The sequence below is a fragment of the Bacillus sp. PK6-013 genome (assembly GCF_054161445.1).
In genome coordinates, this window is sequence record NZ_CP096417.1 from 3,402,887 (window position 1) to 3,417,813 (window position 14,927).

General features: G+C 48.3%; 13 protein-coding genes. 4 read left to right on the forward strand and 9 right to left on the reverse strand.

Annotation, left to right across the window (positions count from 1 at the left end; translation table 11 throughout):
* Positions 1 to 206: 206 nt before the first annotated feature.
* Genes M1E03_RS17295 through M1E03_RS17305 form a run of 3 tightly spaced genes read right to left on the reverse strand, consistent with a single transcriptional unit; the run spans position 207 to position 1,863 of the window.
* Positions 207 to 1,022 (reverse strand): YihY/virulence factor BrkB family protein, encoded by an 816-nt coding sequence (locus tag M1E03_RS17295; RefSeq protein ID WP_020450569.1) that lies wholly within the window; start codon positions 1,020 to 1,022, stop codon positions 207 to 209.
* Entirely contained in the window at positions 1,019 to 1,369 is a 351-nt protein-coding gene (locus M1E03_RS17300) for a hypothetical protein (RefSeq protein ID WP_020450568.1), read from the reverse strand. Before M1E03_RS17300 ends, M1E03_RS17295 begins: the two co-directional genes overlap by 4 nt.
* A gap of 23 nt (positions 1,370 to 1,392) precedes the next feature.
* The gene (locus M1E03_RS17305) at positions 1,393 to 1,863 is read right to left on the reverse strand and encodes a low molecular weight protein-tyrosine-phosphatase (protein WP_106071172.1); all 471 of its coding nucleotides are present in this window, start codon (positions 1,861 to 1,863) and stop codon (positions 1,393 to 1,395) included.
* 183 nt (positions 1,864 to 2,046) lie between these two features.
* On the opposite strand from M1E03_RS17305, the gene M1E03_RS17310 reads away from it, so the two are divergent.
* Both M1E03_RS17310 and M1E03_RS17315 read left to right on the forward strand, forming a co-directional pair.
* Positions 2,047 to 3,405, forward strand: coding sequence for an alanine/glycine:cation symporter family protein (locus M1E03_RS17310; protein ID WP_020450566.1), 1,359 nt, complete (start codon positions 2,047 to 2,049; stop codon positions 3,403 to 3,405).
* Positions 3,406 to 3,529: 124 nt separating this feature from the next.
* A complete protein-coding gene (locus tag M1E03_RS17315) occupies positions 3,530 to 3,712 on the forward strand; it encodes a DUF1128 domain-containing protein (RefSeq protein ID WP_031304963.1) in 183 nt (60 codons plus the stop codon).
* A gap of 243 nt (positions 3,713 to 3,955) precedes the next feature.
* Here M1E03_RS17315 and M1E03_RS17320 read toward each other — a convergent pair whose 3' ends face one another.
* Complete coding sequence (locus M1E03_RS17320; protein ID WP_328067067.1) at positions 3,956 to 4,471, reverse strand: type 1 glutamine amidotransferase domain-containing protein; 516 nt, start codon at positions 4,469 to 4,471, stop codon at positions 3,956 to 3,958.
* A gap of 229 nt (positions 4,472 to 4,700) precedes the next feature.
* On the opposite strand from M1E03_RS17320, the gene M1E03_RS17325 reads away from it, so the two are divergent.
* Positions 4,701 to 9,038 (forward strand): multifunctional 2',3'-cyclic-nucleotide 2'-phosphodiesterase/3'-nucleotidase/5'-nucleotidase, encoded by a 4,338-nt coding sequence (locus tag M1E03_RS17325; protein ID WP_328067069.1) that lies wholly within the window; start codon positions 4,701 to 4,703, stop codon positions 9,036 to 9,038.
* Positions 9,039 to 9,079: 41 nt separating this feature from the next.
* Here M1E03_RS17325 and M1E03_RS17330 read toward each other — a convergent pair whose 3' ends face one another.
* Positions 9,080 to 9,763, reverse strand: a complete 684-nt coding sequence (locus tag M1E03_RS17330) for an NAD(P)H-dependent oxidoreductase (RefSeq protein WP_020450562.1) — start codon at positions 9,761 to 9,763, stop codon at positions 9,080 to 9,082.
* Positions 9,764 to 9,893: 130 nt separating this feature from the next.
* Between M1E03_RS17330 and M1E03_RS17335 the strand changes: the two genes are divergently transcribed.
* Positions 9,894 to 10,286, forward strand: a complete 393-nt coding sequence (locus M1E03_RS17335; protein ID WP_020450561.1) for a winged helix-turn-helix transcriptional regulator — start codon at positions 9,894 to 9,896, stop codon at positions 10,284 to 10,286.
* Here the strand turns inward: M1E03_RS17335 and M1E03_RS17340 are convergent.
* The 4 genes from M1E03_RS17340 to M1E03_RS17355 form a co-directional block, all read right to left on the reverse strand.
* Positions 10,283 to 11,173, reverse strand: coding sequence for an alpha/beta hydrolase (locus M1E03_RS17340; protein WP_229129470.1), 891 nt, complete (start codon positions 11,171 to 11,173; stop codon positions 10,283 to 10,285). The two genes, M1E03_RS17335 and M1E03_RS17340, sit on opposite strands and share 4 nt — an antisense overlap.
* A gap of 101 nt (positions 11,174 to 11,274) precedes the next feature.
* Positions 11,275 to 12,570 (reverse strand): nucleotide sugar dehydrogenase, encoded by a 1,296-nt coding sequence (locus M1E03_RS17345; RefSeq protein ID WP_023855862.1) that lies wholly within the window; start codon positions 12,568 to 12,570, stop codon positions 11,275 to 11,277.
* A gap of 85 nt (positions 12,571 to 12,655) precedes the next feature.
* Positions 12,656 to 13,720, reverse strand: a complete 1,065-nt coding sequence (locus M1E03_RS17350) for a Gfo/Idh/MocA family protein (RefSeq protein ID WP_411221344.1) — start codon at positions 13,718 to 13,720, stop codon at positions 12,656 to 12,658.
* The gene (locus M1E03_RS17355; protein ID WP_025810260.1) at positions 13,717 to 14,826 is read right to left on the reverse strand and encodes a DegT/DnrJ/EryC1/StrS family aminotransferase; all 1,110 of its coding nucleotides are present in this window, start codon (positions 14,824 to 14,826) and stop codon (positions 13,717 to 13,719) included. Before M1E03_RS17355 ends, M1E03_RS17350 begins: the two co-directional genes overlap by 4 nt.
* Positions 14,827 to 14,927 lie beyond the last annotated feature (101 nt).

Below are 14,927 nucleotides of genomic sequence, written 5' to 3' on the forward strand. Positions count from 1 at the left end.
GCCGGCTGCTTACTATAGGCAGCCGGCCTTTTCGAAAACGTCAGGCAGTTTTAATGATATCCGTTTTGTCCGTTGGCGCTTCCGCTCGTTTTGTTTTTCGAACTTTGCTTTGAATTTTGTTTATTATGGCTGCCGCCTTTTTTCGTGTGTTTTGTCATGATGATCCCTCCGCTTTTGAACTCATGAAACGTTCTTTTATAGATTGCTCATTTCCGCGGATTTTCTTCAGGAATGATTTTACGTTTATGTAAAAGGGCATTGATCTCCCCTCCAAGAATAATCATCATTCCGCTTAAATAAAACCAGATCATCAGGACGATGATGCCGCCGAGGCTTCCGTATGTTGCGCTGTAGTTTGCAAATTCACTGACGTAGTATGAAAACAGCATGCTGACGAGGATCCAGCCGGCTGTCGCTGCAACGGCTCCCGGAAGCACGAATTTAAATGACAGCCGCTTATTCGGGGCAAAAAAGTATAAAGCCGTAAAGACGATCAGCAGCACAAGCGGGCTGATTCCCCAGCGGAGCGCTGACCATGCCGCTAGAAACATTTCCGGCGTACCGTCCAGATTGGCGATGAAATGGCCGATGGCCCTCCCGAATACCGGAAGAAGAAGCGCGACCAATATGGTGAAAACCATCGCGGCGGTCAGGAGGAGTGATGTCAGCCGTACCATGATGAATGAGCGGTTTTCCTCCACTTCATAAGCATGATTAAAGGCCCTGACAATCGCGTTCAATCCGTTTGACGCAGACCAGAGCGCCGCGATAATCCCGAAAGAAAGCAGGCCCCTGTTTCCTGTATTGAGCGTCTCTTCAATAACGGACATCGTGTCTTCTGGAGCATACTGTTCAATCAGCCCGATGACATCGCCCGTTTTGACAGGCAGGTAGCCGATCAAAGTCAATAGGAAAATCATAAACGGAAACAGGGACAGCAGGAAAAAGTAGGCAAGTTCCGCCGATTTGCTCGGCCCTTCATGAAGGAAAAAACGCCAAGCCAGCTCTTTCAAAAAGCTCATTCTTTTTCCGGCTCCGTACGCCCTTTGGATTTAGCTGTGAAGTGATCCCTCGTTTCCTCGATCAGACCGATCACTTTTGGCGTCGTCTCTTTCAGTTCTTTCATCTGTTGATTTAAGAAGCTTAAATCGTCCGATATGGAAGCGGTCAGTTTTTTGGCTTCGTCCATTTTTTCTTTCACGCATTCGGTGAACATTCCGGGATTTGCGCGGTAAAGGCGGACTTTGTTTTTGCACGCGTCAAGCTTTGCGCCGCACGCTTCTCTGGTCGGTTTGTGCAGCAGTGACATAACCGCCCCGACCGAAGCGCCGAGGAGGATATTTCTGATGAAAACGCGGTCGTTTTTCATAAAAAATCTCTCCCTTCGTTTTTTTATAAATTGTGTTCTTTTCGAATGTCCTTTAGCAATTCGCTGCATCCTTTCGCGACGAGTTCGTACACCTCATCAAAGTTCCCGGTGTAGTATGGATCAGGAACATCTGCCGTCTCACAGTCCTCGACATAGTCGAGAAGCCTCCGGATGACGGCTTTGCTCCCGTAGCCGGCAAGGCTTCTCACATGGCCAGCGTTTTCGGCATCCATCGCGATGATATAATCGAACGCTTCCGGGTCTTTGTCGGTAATCTGCCTCGCGTAAAGGCCTTCGCAGCTTATCTTTTTTGCAGATAGCAGCGACCGTGTGCCTTCATGAGGCGGTTTTCCGACATGCCAGTTCCCTGTCCCCGCCGAATCGGCTTCAATTCGGTCCTCAAGTCCGCTTTTTTTGAGCATGTCGTTAAATACAGCTTCTGCCATCGGAGAGCGGCAAATATTGCCGAGGCAGACAAATAGCACTTTGATCATCAAACAAGAGCCTCCTCTATTCTTTCCCCACATTTCAGAAAGAAAAAACACTTTTGCTTTTATACTAAAGATTTTTTTGTTTTTTTCAACTTTGGGAAGAAAAGATGACAATGCTATTGACAAATCTAACAAACTTTCAGAATATTCTAGTTAGACACAAAATTAAAGGGGGATATTTCGCCTATGGATTTTATTTCACATATTGTAGATACAATGAACGGTTTTTTATGGGGACCTCCGCTTTTGATCCTCATTGTTGGAACAGGTATTTATTTGACTTTCAGGCTGGCTTTTTTGCAGATCAGACTTTTGCCTTACTCATTAAAGCTTGCCTTTTCAAGACATCAGGATAAATCCTCCGAAGGTGATATTTCCCACTTTCAGGCGTTGATGACTGCCCTTGCCGCTACGGTCGGTACCGGGAATATCGTCGGTGTCGCCTCAGCTGTCATTGCCGGAGGGCCTGGCGCCGTGTTTTGGATGTGGCTCGCCGCCTTTTTCGGAATGGCCACGAAATATGCCGAAGCGGTGCTTGCTGTCAGATTCCGCGTGAAAGACAAAAACGGCGAAATGTCAGGCGGCCCGATGTATTATTTGGAACACGGCCTCAAGCAAAAGTGGCTTGGTGTGTTATTTGCCATATTCGGGGCGCTTGCCGCTTTCGGAATAGGCAATATGGTTCAGTCAAATTCTGTATCCGGAGTCATGAGCTCCACATTTTCCGTGCCTGCCTGGGTAACCGGCATCATTGTCACGATTTTTACAGCACTTGTCATTCTCGGAGGGATTAAAAGTATCGGCAAAGTCACCTCGCTGTTCGTGCCGATCATGGCTTTATTTTATGTCATCGCCGGGTTGATCATTCTTGTCACAAACTTTGAACTTGTCCCAGGCGCGGTCGGTTTAATTTTCTCTGACGCGTTTACCGGCCAGGCCGTGGCAGGAGGCGCGATCGGAACCGTGATCCGCTGGGGCGTGGCGCGGGGCGTATTTTCAAATGAAGCAGGGCTCGGCTCGGCGCCGATCGCGGCAGCCGCGGCAAAAACTGATATGCCGGCTCGCCAAGCACTTGTCTCTATGACCCAGGTTTTCATCGACACATTGATTGTCTGCTCGATTACGGGGATATCGATTGTCATGGGAAACATGTATCTGACAGAAAAAAACGATGCGCTGACATCGATGACATTCGCACATTTTCTCGGCCCTGCGGGATCGACAATCGTCGCGATCGGACTGCTGCTGTTCGCTTATTCGACGATTTTGGGCTGGTCGTACTACGGAGAAAAATGCTTCACCTACCTGCTGAATGAAAAATATGCGATCGTCTACCGTGTCATCTTTGTGATCGCCGTCTTTTTCGGAGCGGTCTTTAAAAATGACTTTGTCTGGGCGCTCGCCGATATGCTGAACGGTCTGATGGCGATACCGAACCTGATCGGCCTGCTCGGTTTGACAGGGATTGTCATCTATGAGTCCAAACAGATCCTTGCCAAAATCAAAGCCGAAAAAGCCGAAAAGCAAAACAGCGTATCCGTTTAAACCGGAGATGCTTTTTGACAGCCGTCCTTTTCTTCTCGCTTAATTCTGTTACAATAAAGACTACAAAATCAGTGAGAAAGGATGTGCCTTCTTGTCAGAGCAGAAAACAGCCGAGCTGAACAAAATGATCGAAGAGATCTCGCAAAAACTAAACATGCTGAACATCGGCGTCATCAAAGCTGAAGCCTTCAGCAATGAAAAGCTTGAAGATCTTGAATACCTGCACAAAATGGTGATGAAAAAGAAATCTTTCAGTCCGAGCGAAATGCAGGCAATCGCAGAGGAACTGGCTGCACTCCGAAAATAAACATAAAAAAGACCGGAAATCTATTCCGGTCTTTTCAGATTGTTGACAAAATCCCAAAACGGCTCTTAGTTTTGGGATTTTGTCATCCTTTCAGCGTGACCCTCAACCCTTGCAGTCTAGGAAGGCCGAGCATCGGAGCACAGCGAATGTTGGAATTCGTGAGCACCGACGCGCAGGCCTGACAACGAATGCGAGGGTTTGTCGACACGCTGAAAGACCGGAAATCTATTCCGGTCTTTTTCATTAGCCGAGCAGCTTCAAAGATTCGCGTGTAAACGCAGGGATGTCGTCAGGCGTCCGGCTTGTAACAAGCTGGTTCTGGCAGACGACAACTTCCTCGTCCTTAAATTGAACCCCGGCGTTTTCCAAATCGACTTGAATCGATGTGTAGCCTGTTGCACTGCGTCCGTCCAGAGCCTTGGCAGTGATTAAAAGCTGCGGGCCGTGGCAGATCGCAAACACCGGTTTTTTGTCATCCATAAAGGATTTCGCAAACGATACGAAACGCTGGTCGGCTCTGAGAATATCCGGCGAAAATCCGCCTGGAATCAACAGCGCGTCAAAATCGGCCGGGCTGACTTCATCAATGGACGCATCTGTTTCCACTTGCGCCTCGCCTTGCTTGCCTTTCAGCGTTTTTCCTTTCTCTTTTTCAATAACCGTAAGCTGGTGCCCGGCGTCTTTGAACGCTTTCGCAGGCTCGCTATACTCCGAATCCTCAAAGTAATCTGTCAGAACAACTGCAATGTTTTTGCTCATATTGATCACCCTCCCAAAAGCTTCTGTCTACATAAATCCATTTCCCCCTGCCACACTAAATAAAACATCCGCACGTTCCTCGCGACAAAGTACCTAAGTCACCCGGCAGACAGGGACAGACTTTGGAATCATTTTCTGAGTGTTTACAATATTCGCAACGAAAGTTCTACAAAACTTTACAAAAAGTTCTTACAATAGAAATTGTTACTCTAATCTGAAAGGTGGAGAAATGGTGGGAATACAGAAAAGACGGTTTTCAAGGAAAAACATTCTCCGTATTCTGCTAACCTCAGTGATGATACTCAGTTTACTCATTCCAAACACCCAGACATATGCAGAAGAACCAAATGAACACCCGCTGATCAACCTCAGCATCCTGGGTACGACAGATATCCACGCCCATATCATGGACTATGACTACTATGCCGACAAAGAAACGGCAGAATTCGGACTGGCCCGCACGGCTCAGCTGATCGAAAAGCACCGGAGCCGGAATCCGAACACGATTCTTGTCGACAACGGCGACTTAATTCAAGGGAACCCTCTAGGGGAATATATCTTCAAACATGAACGTGAAGCAATTATCTCCGGAACGAAAACACACCCGATCATTGATGTCATGAACAAACTGCACTATGACGCCGGCACGCTCGGAAACCACGAATTCAACTATGGCCTTGAATTCCTTGACGGCACGATAAAAGGCGCCGAATTTCCCATCGTCAATGCCAATATAAAAACATCGGACGGAAAGAACAAATATACGCCATATCATATTGAAGAGCGGACGCTGACGGATGAAAGCGGCCAAAAGCACCAGCTTAAAGTCGGCTACATCGGCTTCGTTCCGCCGCAGATTTTAACATGGGATAAAAAGCATCTGGACGGCAAAATTACGGTGCAGGACATCACCGAATCAGCGAAACAAACGATTCCGAAAATGAAGCAGGAAGGCGCCGACGTGATCATTGCGATCGCCCACTCCGGAATTGAAAATGGCGAACAGGCGGCGGGAGCAGAAAACGCCGTATATGACTTGGCTCTCAAGACGGAAGGAATAGATGCGATCATCTCCGGACACCAGCACGGTCTGTTCCCCGGTACCGACTATCCAGGAAATGGCGTGATCGACAATCAAAAAGGAACGATCAACGGCATCCCTGTCGTCATGCCGAAAAACTGGGGCAGCCATTTAGGAATCATCGATATGCAGCTTGAACAGGACGGCAGCAAATGGACAGTGAAAGATGCCAGCGCAAAAACGGAAGCGATTGCCGGAAATGTGACGTCACGACACGAAACCGTCGTTTCCACGATTAAAGACACACACGAAAAAACGCTTGAATACGTCCGCGCGCCGGTTGGCCAAACGGAAGCTGATATTAACAGCTTTTTCGCACAAGTAAAAGACGATCCTTCGATTCAGATTGTCACAGACGCACAAAAATGGTATGCGGAAGATGCCATGAAGGGAACGGAATACGAAAACCTGCCGATTTTATCAGCGGGCGCGCCATTTAAAGCAGGAGGGCGTAACGGTGCTGATTATTATACAAACATTAAAGCAGGAAACCTTGCGATCAAAAACATCGGCGATTTGTATTTGTACGACAATACGCTCTATATCGTCAAGCTGACGGGAAGCGAAGTGAAGGACTGGATCGAAATGTCGGCCGGGCAGTTCAACCAGATCGACCCTTCAAAATCGGGTGAACAGGCGCTCCTCAACCCCGATTTCAGGTCGTATAATTTCGATGTCATTGACGGTGTGACCTACCAGATCGATGTCACACAACCGGCAAAATACAATGCGTCAGGCGGGGTGAAAAATCCGCAGGCCAACCGCGTCAAACAGTTGTCTTACAACGGAAAAGCCGTCCGCGACGATCAGGAATTCCTTGTGGTCACAAATAATTACCGCGCGTCCGGGGGCGGCGGATTCCCGCATCTGACGCAGGACAAAGTCGTTTATGCGGCGGCTGATGAAAACAGGCAGGTGCTCATGAACTACATCATGGAAAAGAAAACGGTCAATCCTGCCGCCGATAACAACTGGTCGATCGCTCCGATTAAAGGAGCCGATGTGACATTCGAATCTTCTCTCCTCGCCAAACCGTTTGCTGAAAAAGCGAAGGACATCGATTTTGTCAGAGAATCCGAAAACAGCGGATATGGCGTCTATAAGCTGAACTTTGAAGGTACAGAGCCTCAGGTTGATAATGGAAACTGGACGTTAACAGTCATGCACACGAACGACACGCACGCCCACCTTGATGAAGCGGCAAGGCGCGCTGCCAAAGTGAAAGAAATCCGCAGTGAAGCAGAAAACAATGTGCTGCTCGATGCCGGCGATGTCTTTTCCGGTGACTTGTATTTTACAAAATGGAACGGACTCGCCGATTTGAAGCTGATGAACATGATGGGCTATGACGCCATGACCTTCGGCAACCATGAATTTGATAAAGGGCCGAAAGTGCTCGCAGACTTTCTGAGCGGAAACAATGCGGCCGTCGATCCGTTAAACAGACACCAGCTGGAAAAGCCCGATTTTCCAATCGTCAGCTCCAATGTCGATGTATCAAAGGAGCCTCAGCTGCGAAGCTTTCAAAAAGAGCCTGCACTCTTAACAGCGGGAGAAAAGAAAGAAAGCGGCATCTATCCTTATATTCTGCTTGATGTAAATGGCGAGCAAGTCGGCGTATTCGGCCTGACGACGGAAGATACGTCATATACGTCAAGCCCCGGACCGAACATTGCGTTCCATGACGCTTATCTGTCAGCGGAGAAAACGGTCAAGGAACTGAAAGAAAAAGAAAAGGTCAACAAAATCATCGCCCTCACCCACCTCGGCTACAACCGGGATCTGGAGCTGGCAAAAAAAGTGAAGGGCATCGATTTGATTATCGGCGGGCATACGCATACACTCGTCGATCATTTAAAAGTGGTGGAGAGCGAAGAACCGACAATCGTCGCCCAAGTGAAAGACTACGGGCAGTTTTTAGGACGGGTCGATGTTGTGTTTGATGAGAAAGGCGTCGTTCAAACGGATCAATCAAGGTTCAATTTGATCGCGATTGACGGCAAAGTGGACGAAGATCCTCCAGCGAAAGAAGTGCTTGACGGCTTTAAAGAAGATATTGACGAACTGAAGAAGAAAAAAGTAGGCTATGCCGATGTCCCGCTTGACGGAAAACGCGAGCATGTCCGCTCAAAAGAAACCAACCTCGGCAATTTTATCGCGGACGGCATGCTGAAGAAAGCAAAACAAGCTGGCGGGGCTGACATCGCCATCACAAACGGCGGCGGAATCAGAAGCGGTATTGCCAAAGGCGACATCACACTCGGCGATGTGCTGACGGTTATGCCGTTCGGCAACACCCTTTATGCCGCTGATTTGACGGGTGCGCAAATCAAAGAAGCGCTTGAGCACGGGGTGAGCCAAGTCGAAGAAGGCGGAGGCGCGTTTCCGCATGTCGCGGGTTTATCCTTCACATTTACACTGAGCAAGCCAAAAGGTGAGCGCATCCTTGATGTGAACCTTGTCAATGACAAAGGGGATGCTGTTCCGCTCGATTTGGACAAAACCTATCGTGTGGCTACAAATAACTTCATGGGCGGCGGCGGAGACGGCTATTCCGTTTTTAAAGAAGCGAAAAACGGTGTCGATCTCGGTTTTACCGATTACGACATTTTTACAGAGCAGCTTGCCTTGTACGATTCTGTTTCACCGAACATCGAAAACAGAATCACAGAAGTGTTCCTTCCTGACCGTCAGACAGACGGCACTTGGACGCTTGCGGAAAAACCGTTCGAAACATACGCGAAAAACGCAAATCAGGTGATTGCTTATTTCCCCGACACAGAAAAAGACCACATCAAGCTGAATATGACAAAAGCACAGACTGACCTTGTCAAAGAAAGAACTGATGATCCAAGTATCACCCTGAAAAACGATCGCATTGCGATGCAGCTTCCAGCCGTTAATCTGGCAAGCGAAAAGACTAAAATCAGCATCAAAATCGCCAAGAATATCAAACAGGCGGTCACAAAGGTATATGATTTCAACATTCAGCAGAATGGAAAAACGGTCAGCACATTTAAAGAGCCTGTCGGACTGTTTTTCCAAGTCGAGGCTCCTGACAAACATTTGAGCGTCTATTATGTCGACCGCAAAAACAACAGCTTCACAAAAGTGACAAACGGCTATACGAAAGGCCGTACCGTTGCAGGCTATGTCGACCATTTCAGCGAGTATACCGTGATGAATGACAAAGATGCCGGGTCTCCTTCACTTCCGCCGGGTTCAGGCGATGATGACGGTCCGAATGGCGGCAGCGGCGGTGAACCCCCTGCTTCGCCCGGCGCCGGAAGCGGCGGAGACGGATCAGGCGGTCATGGCAGCGGCGGGTCAGATGACGGAAATGAACCTTCAGATGGTTCAAACGGCGGGTTTTTGCCTGACACCGCTTCAAACGCCTATCATTGGCTGATGCTCGGCCTGCTGCTGCTTATATCCGGAAGCGGTCTGTACCTTTACCAAAGGAAGCGGCGCAAACTCCAAATCTAAATAAAAAAGTGCGGTCTGCTAAAGGCAGAACCGCACTTTTTTTATTCAACCCATTTCACGATTTGATCAAGCGCCCGTCTCGTCTTCGGACGCGGTTCTTTCACGCGGTAACCGAAAGCGGCCATGACCGAGATGTCAAAGCGGCCGTCCTCCAACAATCCTTCTTTTTCAAGGATGTCGTGGACTTTGTCGTAGTTAAAGCCTTCAATCGGGCAGGAGTCAATACCGATCAAGGCGGCCGCCGTCATCATGTTGGCTAGCGCGATGTACGTTTGCTTTGATACCCAGTCAAACATCGCTCTGTCGCTTTCGTACAAATGAAAATCGCCGTCTTGGAAACTTTTCAGAACGCCGTCTTCTTTCAGCATATTTTCAATGATGTCCTCCGGCATTTTTTTCACATGCTTTAACTGATCTGCAACATACCCGGAATCATGCCGCATTTCCTTAGCCGTGCGTCCGAGCAGCAAAACGAAATGGCTGGCTGTCGGCAGCTGTCCCTGTGCGCCCCATGAGACCTGGCGCAGTTTTTCACGCAGCTCTTTATTTTGGACGACGACGAACTTCCACGGCTCGAGGCCGACAGAGCTTGGCGACAGTCTGCCCGCTTCTAAAATGAACTGAAAATCCTCGTCTGATATCTTTCTGTCCGGATCAAACTCTTTTGTCGCGTGTCTAAATTGGAATGCGTCAAGAATCTCCTGCTTCTTGGATTGCTGTGTCATGTTCTGTTCTCTCCTTTTGTCTATAGTTTATATTCCTTTCTTAATTTCATTCTAATCATTATAATAGCAATAAGAAAGTACGCACATTTTTGTGGCATAGTATCATTTTTTATACTAAGGAGAGAGGAAAATGAACAAGAATCCGAAGGCATGCGAAACACCGGACGGTTATTCATGCCCGGTGGAAGCAACGATCGATATCATCGGCGGCAAATGGAAAAGCGTCATTCTGTATCATTTGATCGATGATAAAAAACGCTTTAATGAGCTGCGTCGTTTAATTCCCGCCGTGACACAGCGGATGCTGACCCTCCAGCTTCGCGAACTTGAGCGTGACGGCATCGTCTGCCGCACGATTTATAAGCAGGTTCCCCCGAAAGTCGAGTACAGTTTAACTGAGTTCGGCAAGACGCTGATTCCGATCATCAGTCAAATGATGAATTGGGGAGCTTCCTATGCCGGAAAAATCAAGGAAGCGCGCCAACGATCGGCTGCCGCTGAAATGCTGGAATCGCAAGGCTAATTGGCCGGCTCGATTTTCAAGAGAAAGTCTTTGATTCTGCTTAAGTATTCTTCAGGATCGTGGCGGAATCCGCCGACATGTCCGGCACCTTCAATCAAATACAGTTTCTTTATCCCTTTTTTCCGGTCATACAGGCTTTTGGCCATTTCCGGCGGAACAAGCTGATCATTTGTGCCGTGGATGATCAACAGCGGCGTGTCTGACTGCTCAAGATTGCTGACCGGCGATATGTCGGCAAGGCTCCAGCCGTGGCGCCGTTTGATCAGCCCGCTTGCCAACGGGATGAGAAACGGCACGGACAATTTGACGGCGGCTTTCAGCTGAAAGCGGCATAGCTCTGTTAAATCGCTGAAGCAGGAATCGGCAATACAAAACTTGATTCTCCTGTCCTGTTTCATCAGCTCGATGGCAGCCGCGGCTCCTAGCGATTCGCCAAGCACCCCGATCCAAAGGTCTTTGCCAAACCTGTTCTCAAGCTCGTCAGCCCACCTCGCCAAATCGTCCTTTTCGTAAAATCCGTAAGAAACGTGTGAACCGCCGCTCAATCCGTGGCACCTGCTGTCGCAAAGCAGAACATTGTAGCCGATGGACTGGAACAGCTCGACGTATTTATACCCTCCAAACAGCGACCACTTGATGCCGTGGGAAACGATGACGACTTTCCTGCTCTTTTGAACGGGAAAAAGCAGCGCATGCAGCCGGCATCCATCCCCCGCCGTCAAAAACAGCTCTTCTTTGTCGTGTGACTCAAACACATCATCGATGATCTCGCCGTGTTTGAGTCCGCTGAAAAAGGTTTCTTCATATGTGCTCCTGTTCGGCATAACAAACAAATAGCTGACAATCAGACTGACGGCAAAAATACTGATCCCAATTCCAAAGACCATCAACAAAACTCCGATCCACACGGCCCTCACCCTTTACGTTCTTGTTTTAACTTATTGTATTCCGAACGGGTCTGGGCGTGAGTCGCGGAAAAAAATTGGCGTCAAGAGCACCCGTTTCCGAGCTGGATGACTTTCGCTTTTCCTGCTGCTTCTCTCAACACGCCTCTTGTATCAAATATCACGGTTGCATGGTTTAGTAACAGCTCTTTCGGAAGTGCGTCATGATCGGTCAAAACGACAACACAGTCGTACGCTTTCAGCATCTCTGAATCTATCGGCATGCTTGCCATTTTTTTGCCGCTGAGGTCGAGTTCCGGAACGTGCGGATCATGGTAGGAAACATCAGCCCCCATGCCGATCAGCTTCTCTATAATATCAAGCGATTTTGATTCGCGGACATCCGCTATATTACGTTTATAGGTGACGCCATAGATTAAAATGCGGGCGTCTGTCGCCTTATCTTTCCCTGCCAGTTGCAAGGAACGCTCTGCGATATAGCGGACGATTCTATCATTTGTCGCTTCCGACAGCTCGATAAAGTCGCTCGATAAACCGCTTTGTTTCATGACAAACTGCAAATACAGCGGATCGACGGGGATGCAATGGCCGCCGATGCCGGGACCTGGATAAAACGCCGCAAAGCCGTACGGCTTCGTGCTTGCCGCCTCGATGACTTCCCATACATTCACCCCGAGCTTGTCGCATATCATCGCGAATTCATTAATGAATGAAATATTAATAAACCGGTACGTATTTTCCAGCAGCTTTGTCAGCTCCGCTGTTTCAGGCGATGTGACAGGCACAACCTCTTCATAAATGCCGCTGTATAATTGATGCACCTTTTCAAGGCATGCCTCCGTCGCGCCTCCCACTACCTTCGGCACGACTTCAATCGGAAATTGATTGCCCGGATCAACGCGTTCTGGAGAATAAGCCAAATAAAAATCCTTTCCGCATACAAGGCCGCTTTCTTCGAGGATCGGTTTGACGATGTCCCTTGTCGTACCCGGATATGTCGAGCTTTCCAACACAACGAGCTGCCCTTTTTTCAAGTGCCCTCCAATCGATTGCGCCGCTCTTTTCACATAAGTCAAATCAGGACCCGCATCATCATTCAGCGGCGTCGGTACGCAGATGATGACGGCATCCGCTTCGCCGATTAAACCGTAGTCCGAAACAGGACGAAAGAAACCGGTGCCTATTCCGTCCTGCACCGCTTGATCGTTGATATCTGAAATATAGCTGTTCCCTTTCCGTAATGCCTCGACTTTCTTTTTATCCAAATCAACACCGATAACCCGAATTCCTTTTGATATCAACAACATGGCCAAGGGCAGACCGACAAACCCCAAGCCGATGACCGCTATCGTTTCGTTATGCATTTCCTGTTTGCTCATTTATCAAATCGCCCCTTCTGTACATTCCTTTAATAAACTATGTTTTAAATCTTTTTTTGAAAGGGACGATCTACCAAATCAAAACCTATTTATTTTTCATATCAGATGTTTGAAACGAAGAAAGAGGCAGCTGCACCGGCTGCTTCTGCAGCACAGACTGGTAGATTCCAAAAATCGTTTCAATCGCCTTTTTCCCTTCATAGCCGTCAACCAATAGTGTATCTTGGCGCTTGACGGAGCTTATAAAGTTTTGATACATAGCGGTTTGTTCGCCGCTGAGATCAATCAGCTGCGCCGCTTCTTCAGCAGCATCCTTCTCCCCGTGGATATACCAGCGGCTGATCCGGTTTAATGCCGGGCCTTCCAATGAAATCGTTCCATGTTCTCCAAAAATCGAGAGAGAGCTTCCGATATTGTTTGGCTGTGTGACGATATTCGCTTCTACTACTCCTTTCGCCTGACTGGCAAACGTCAGAACACCGACAGCAACATCTTCCGTTTCTTTTGCTCCGGAACCGCCCAGTATATCTCCGTAAACGCCTTTTACATCACCTAAAAACCATTGCAGCAGATCGATCAGATGTATCCCTTGATTGACCAGCATCCCGCCGTCTTTTTCCCAGCTTCCCCGCCAGGTTGCCGCTTCATAATAAGCGGGTGACCTGTTTAAGCGAAGCGATACTGTGCCTAAGTAGATCCTTCCCAGTTTTCCTCTCTCAATCGTTTCCTTCAGTTTTTTCATGATCGGCCGGTGGCGCATCTGGTGGCAGACCATGAGCTTCAGCCCGTTCTGTTCCGCCAGTTCTATCAGCTCATCGGCATCCTGTAATGACAAGGTCATCGGTTTTTCGACGATGACGTGCTTGCCTGCCTGCAGCGCAGCTTTGGCCATTTCGGCGTGCAGTCCCGAAACCGCCGCAATAATGACCGCTTCTATTTTAGAATCTGAAAGCAGCGCTTGATACTGCTGATAACGGGTCATTCGGCTTTCATCTCCAGCTAAGGAAGCATAGTATTGTTCCGCCTCCTTCATCCGTTCTTCCTGCAAATCACTGACGGCCGACAACTTTGCATCACCGCACCCGGCCAGTGCTTGAAGATGTTTTCTTGACATATAGCCGCAGCCGATTAAACCGAAATGAACCGTCACTTTCCCCCTCCTCCTTTTTTCAGCAGCGCGGAAATAATTTGCTCTTGTTCCTCAGCGGCTAGAAAAGGATCCATCGGAATCGCGAAAAGGGTTTCGGACAAGGACTCGGCTATAGGGAAATCGCCTTTTTTGTACTGCAATGAAGAATAGACCGTTTGCAAATGAAGGCAGCAAGGATAATACACGCCAGAATGAATGTTCTGCTCTTTCAGCGATTGAATGAATTCGTCGCGGTCTTTCGCGCCGATACAATAGAGATGATAGATATGTGTGCGGTCTTCTTTCTCAGCCGGCAGTGTGAGATGCTCAGCCGTTTTCAAACCTTCCCTGTAGCGGCTGGCAACTTTTCTTCTTTGTTCATTCCAACCGTCGATTTTCTCAAGAAGAATGAGCAAAGCAGCGGCATGTAATTCATCAAGACGGCTGTTGAAACCGATTTTGTCATGGAAGTATTTTTTGCTTGTGCCATGGGTTCTGAGTGTTCTTAATTGCCGGGCCGCATCCGGATCTGAAATCGTCACCATTCCCCCGTCTCCCAACGTTCCTAAGTTTTTTGTCGGGAAAAATGAAAAACAGGCGGCATCCCCGATGCTGCCGACAGGACGCCCTTTATATGAAGCGCCGAACGCTTGACAGGCATCCTCAATCACAAGCAGTCCGTGTTTTTTGGCAATCGCCATGATCTCGTCCATATCAGCCGGCTGTCCGAAAATGTGGACGGGAATGATCGCTTTAGTAGCAGGGGTGATGTTTTCTTCTATTTTTTCCGGATCAAGGTTGCAGGTTTCACGATCAACATCAGCAAACACCGGCTTAGCCCCCACCCTTGAGACAGCTTCGGCGGTCGCAAAAAAAGTGAACGGCGTCGTAATGACCTCATCCCCTTTGCCGATACCGAAAGCTTCGAGCGTCAGCACTAATGCATCCGTTCCGTTGGCGACCGCGACTGCTTCTTTTACACCAAGCTTTTCGGCTATTCTTTTCTCCAGCTCTTCAACCTTGGGCCCCAATATATATTGGCCGCTGTCCAACACATGCTCAAACTCTTGTAAAATATCTTGTTTTACCGTTTGAAACTGGCGTTTTAAATTGATTAACGGGATCATCTCTGTTCCTCCTCTAAAATCAAAAAGTTCCAAAATAAGTTATGATGCCTGCCGGTAATTTGGCACGGCTTGATTTTTTTCATAAAAAAAGACCTACTTGT

What these genes read in the sequence shown, in the direction of transcription:
- M1E03_RS17295 (WP_020450569.1), bottom strand. Translation starts at nt 1,022, where the DNA reads ATGAGCTTTTTGAAAGAGCTGGCTTGGCGTTTTTTCCTTCATGAAGGG.
- M1E03_RS17300 (WP_020450568.1), bottom strand. Translation starts at nt 1,369, where the DNA reads ATGAAAAACGACCGCGTTTTCATCAGAAATATCCTCCTCGGCGCTTCG.
- M1E03_RS17305 (WP_106071172.1), bottom strand. Translation starts at nt 1,863, where the DNA reads ATGATCAAAGTGCTATTTGTCTGCCTCGGCAATATTTGCCGCTCTCCG.
- M1E03_RS17310 (WP_020450566.1), top strand. Translation starts at nt 2,047, where the DNA reads ATGGATTTTATTTCACATATTGTAGATACAATGAACGGTTTTTTATGG.
- M1E03_RS17315 (WP_031304963.1), top strand. Translation starts at nt 3,530, where the DNA reads ATGATCGAAGAGATCTCGCAAAAACTAAACATGCTGAACATCGGCGTC.
- M1E03_RS17320 (WP_328067067.1), bottom strand. Translation starts at nt 4,471, where the DNA reads ATGAGCAAAAACATTGCAGTTGTTCTGACAGATTACTTTGAGGATTCG.
- M1E03_RS17325 (WP_328067069.1), top strand. Translation starts at nt 4,701, where the DNA reads ATGGTGGGAATACAGAAAAGACGGTTTTCAAGGAAAAACATTCTCCGT.
- M1E03_RS17330 (WP_020450562.1), bottom strand. Translation starts at nt 9,763, where the DNA reads ATGACACAGCAATCCAAGAAGCAGGAGATTCTTGACGCATTCCAATTT.
- M1E03_RS17335 (WP_020450561.1), top strand. Translation starts at nt 9,894, where the DNA reads ATGAACAAGAATCCGAAGGCATGCGAAACACCGGACGGTTATTCATGC.
- M1E03_RS17340 (WP_229129470.1), bottom strand. Translation starts at nt 11,173, where the DNA reads ATGGTCTTTGGAATTGGGATCAGTATTTTTGCCGTCAGTCTGATTGTC.
- M1E03_RS17345 (WP_023855862.1), bottom strand. Translation starts at nt 12,570, where the DNA reads ATGAGCAAACAGGAAATGCATAACGAAACGATAGCGGTCATCGGCTTG.
- M1E03_RS17355 (WP_025810260.1), bottom strand. Translation starts at nt 14,826, where the DNA reads ATGATCCCGTTAATCAATTTAAAACGCCAGTTTCAAACGGTAAAACAA.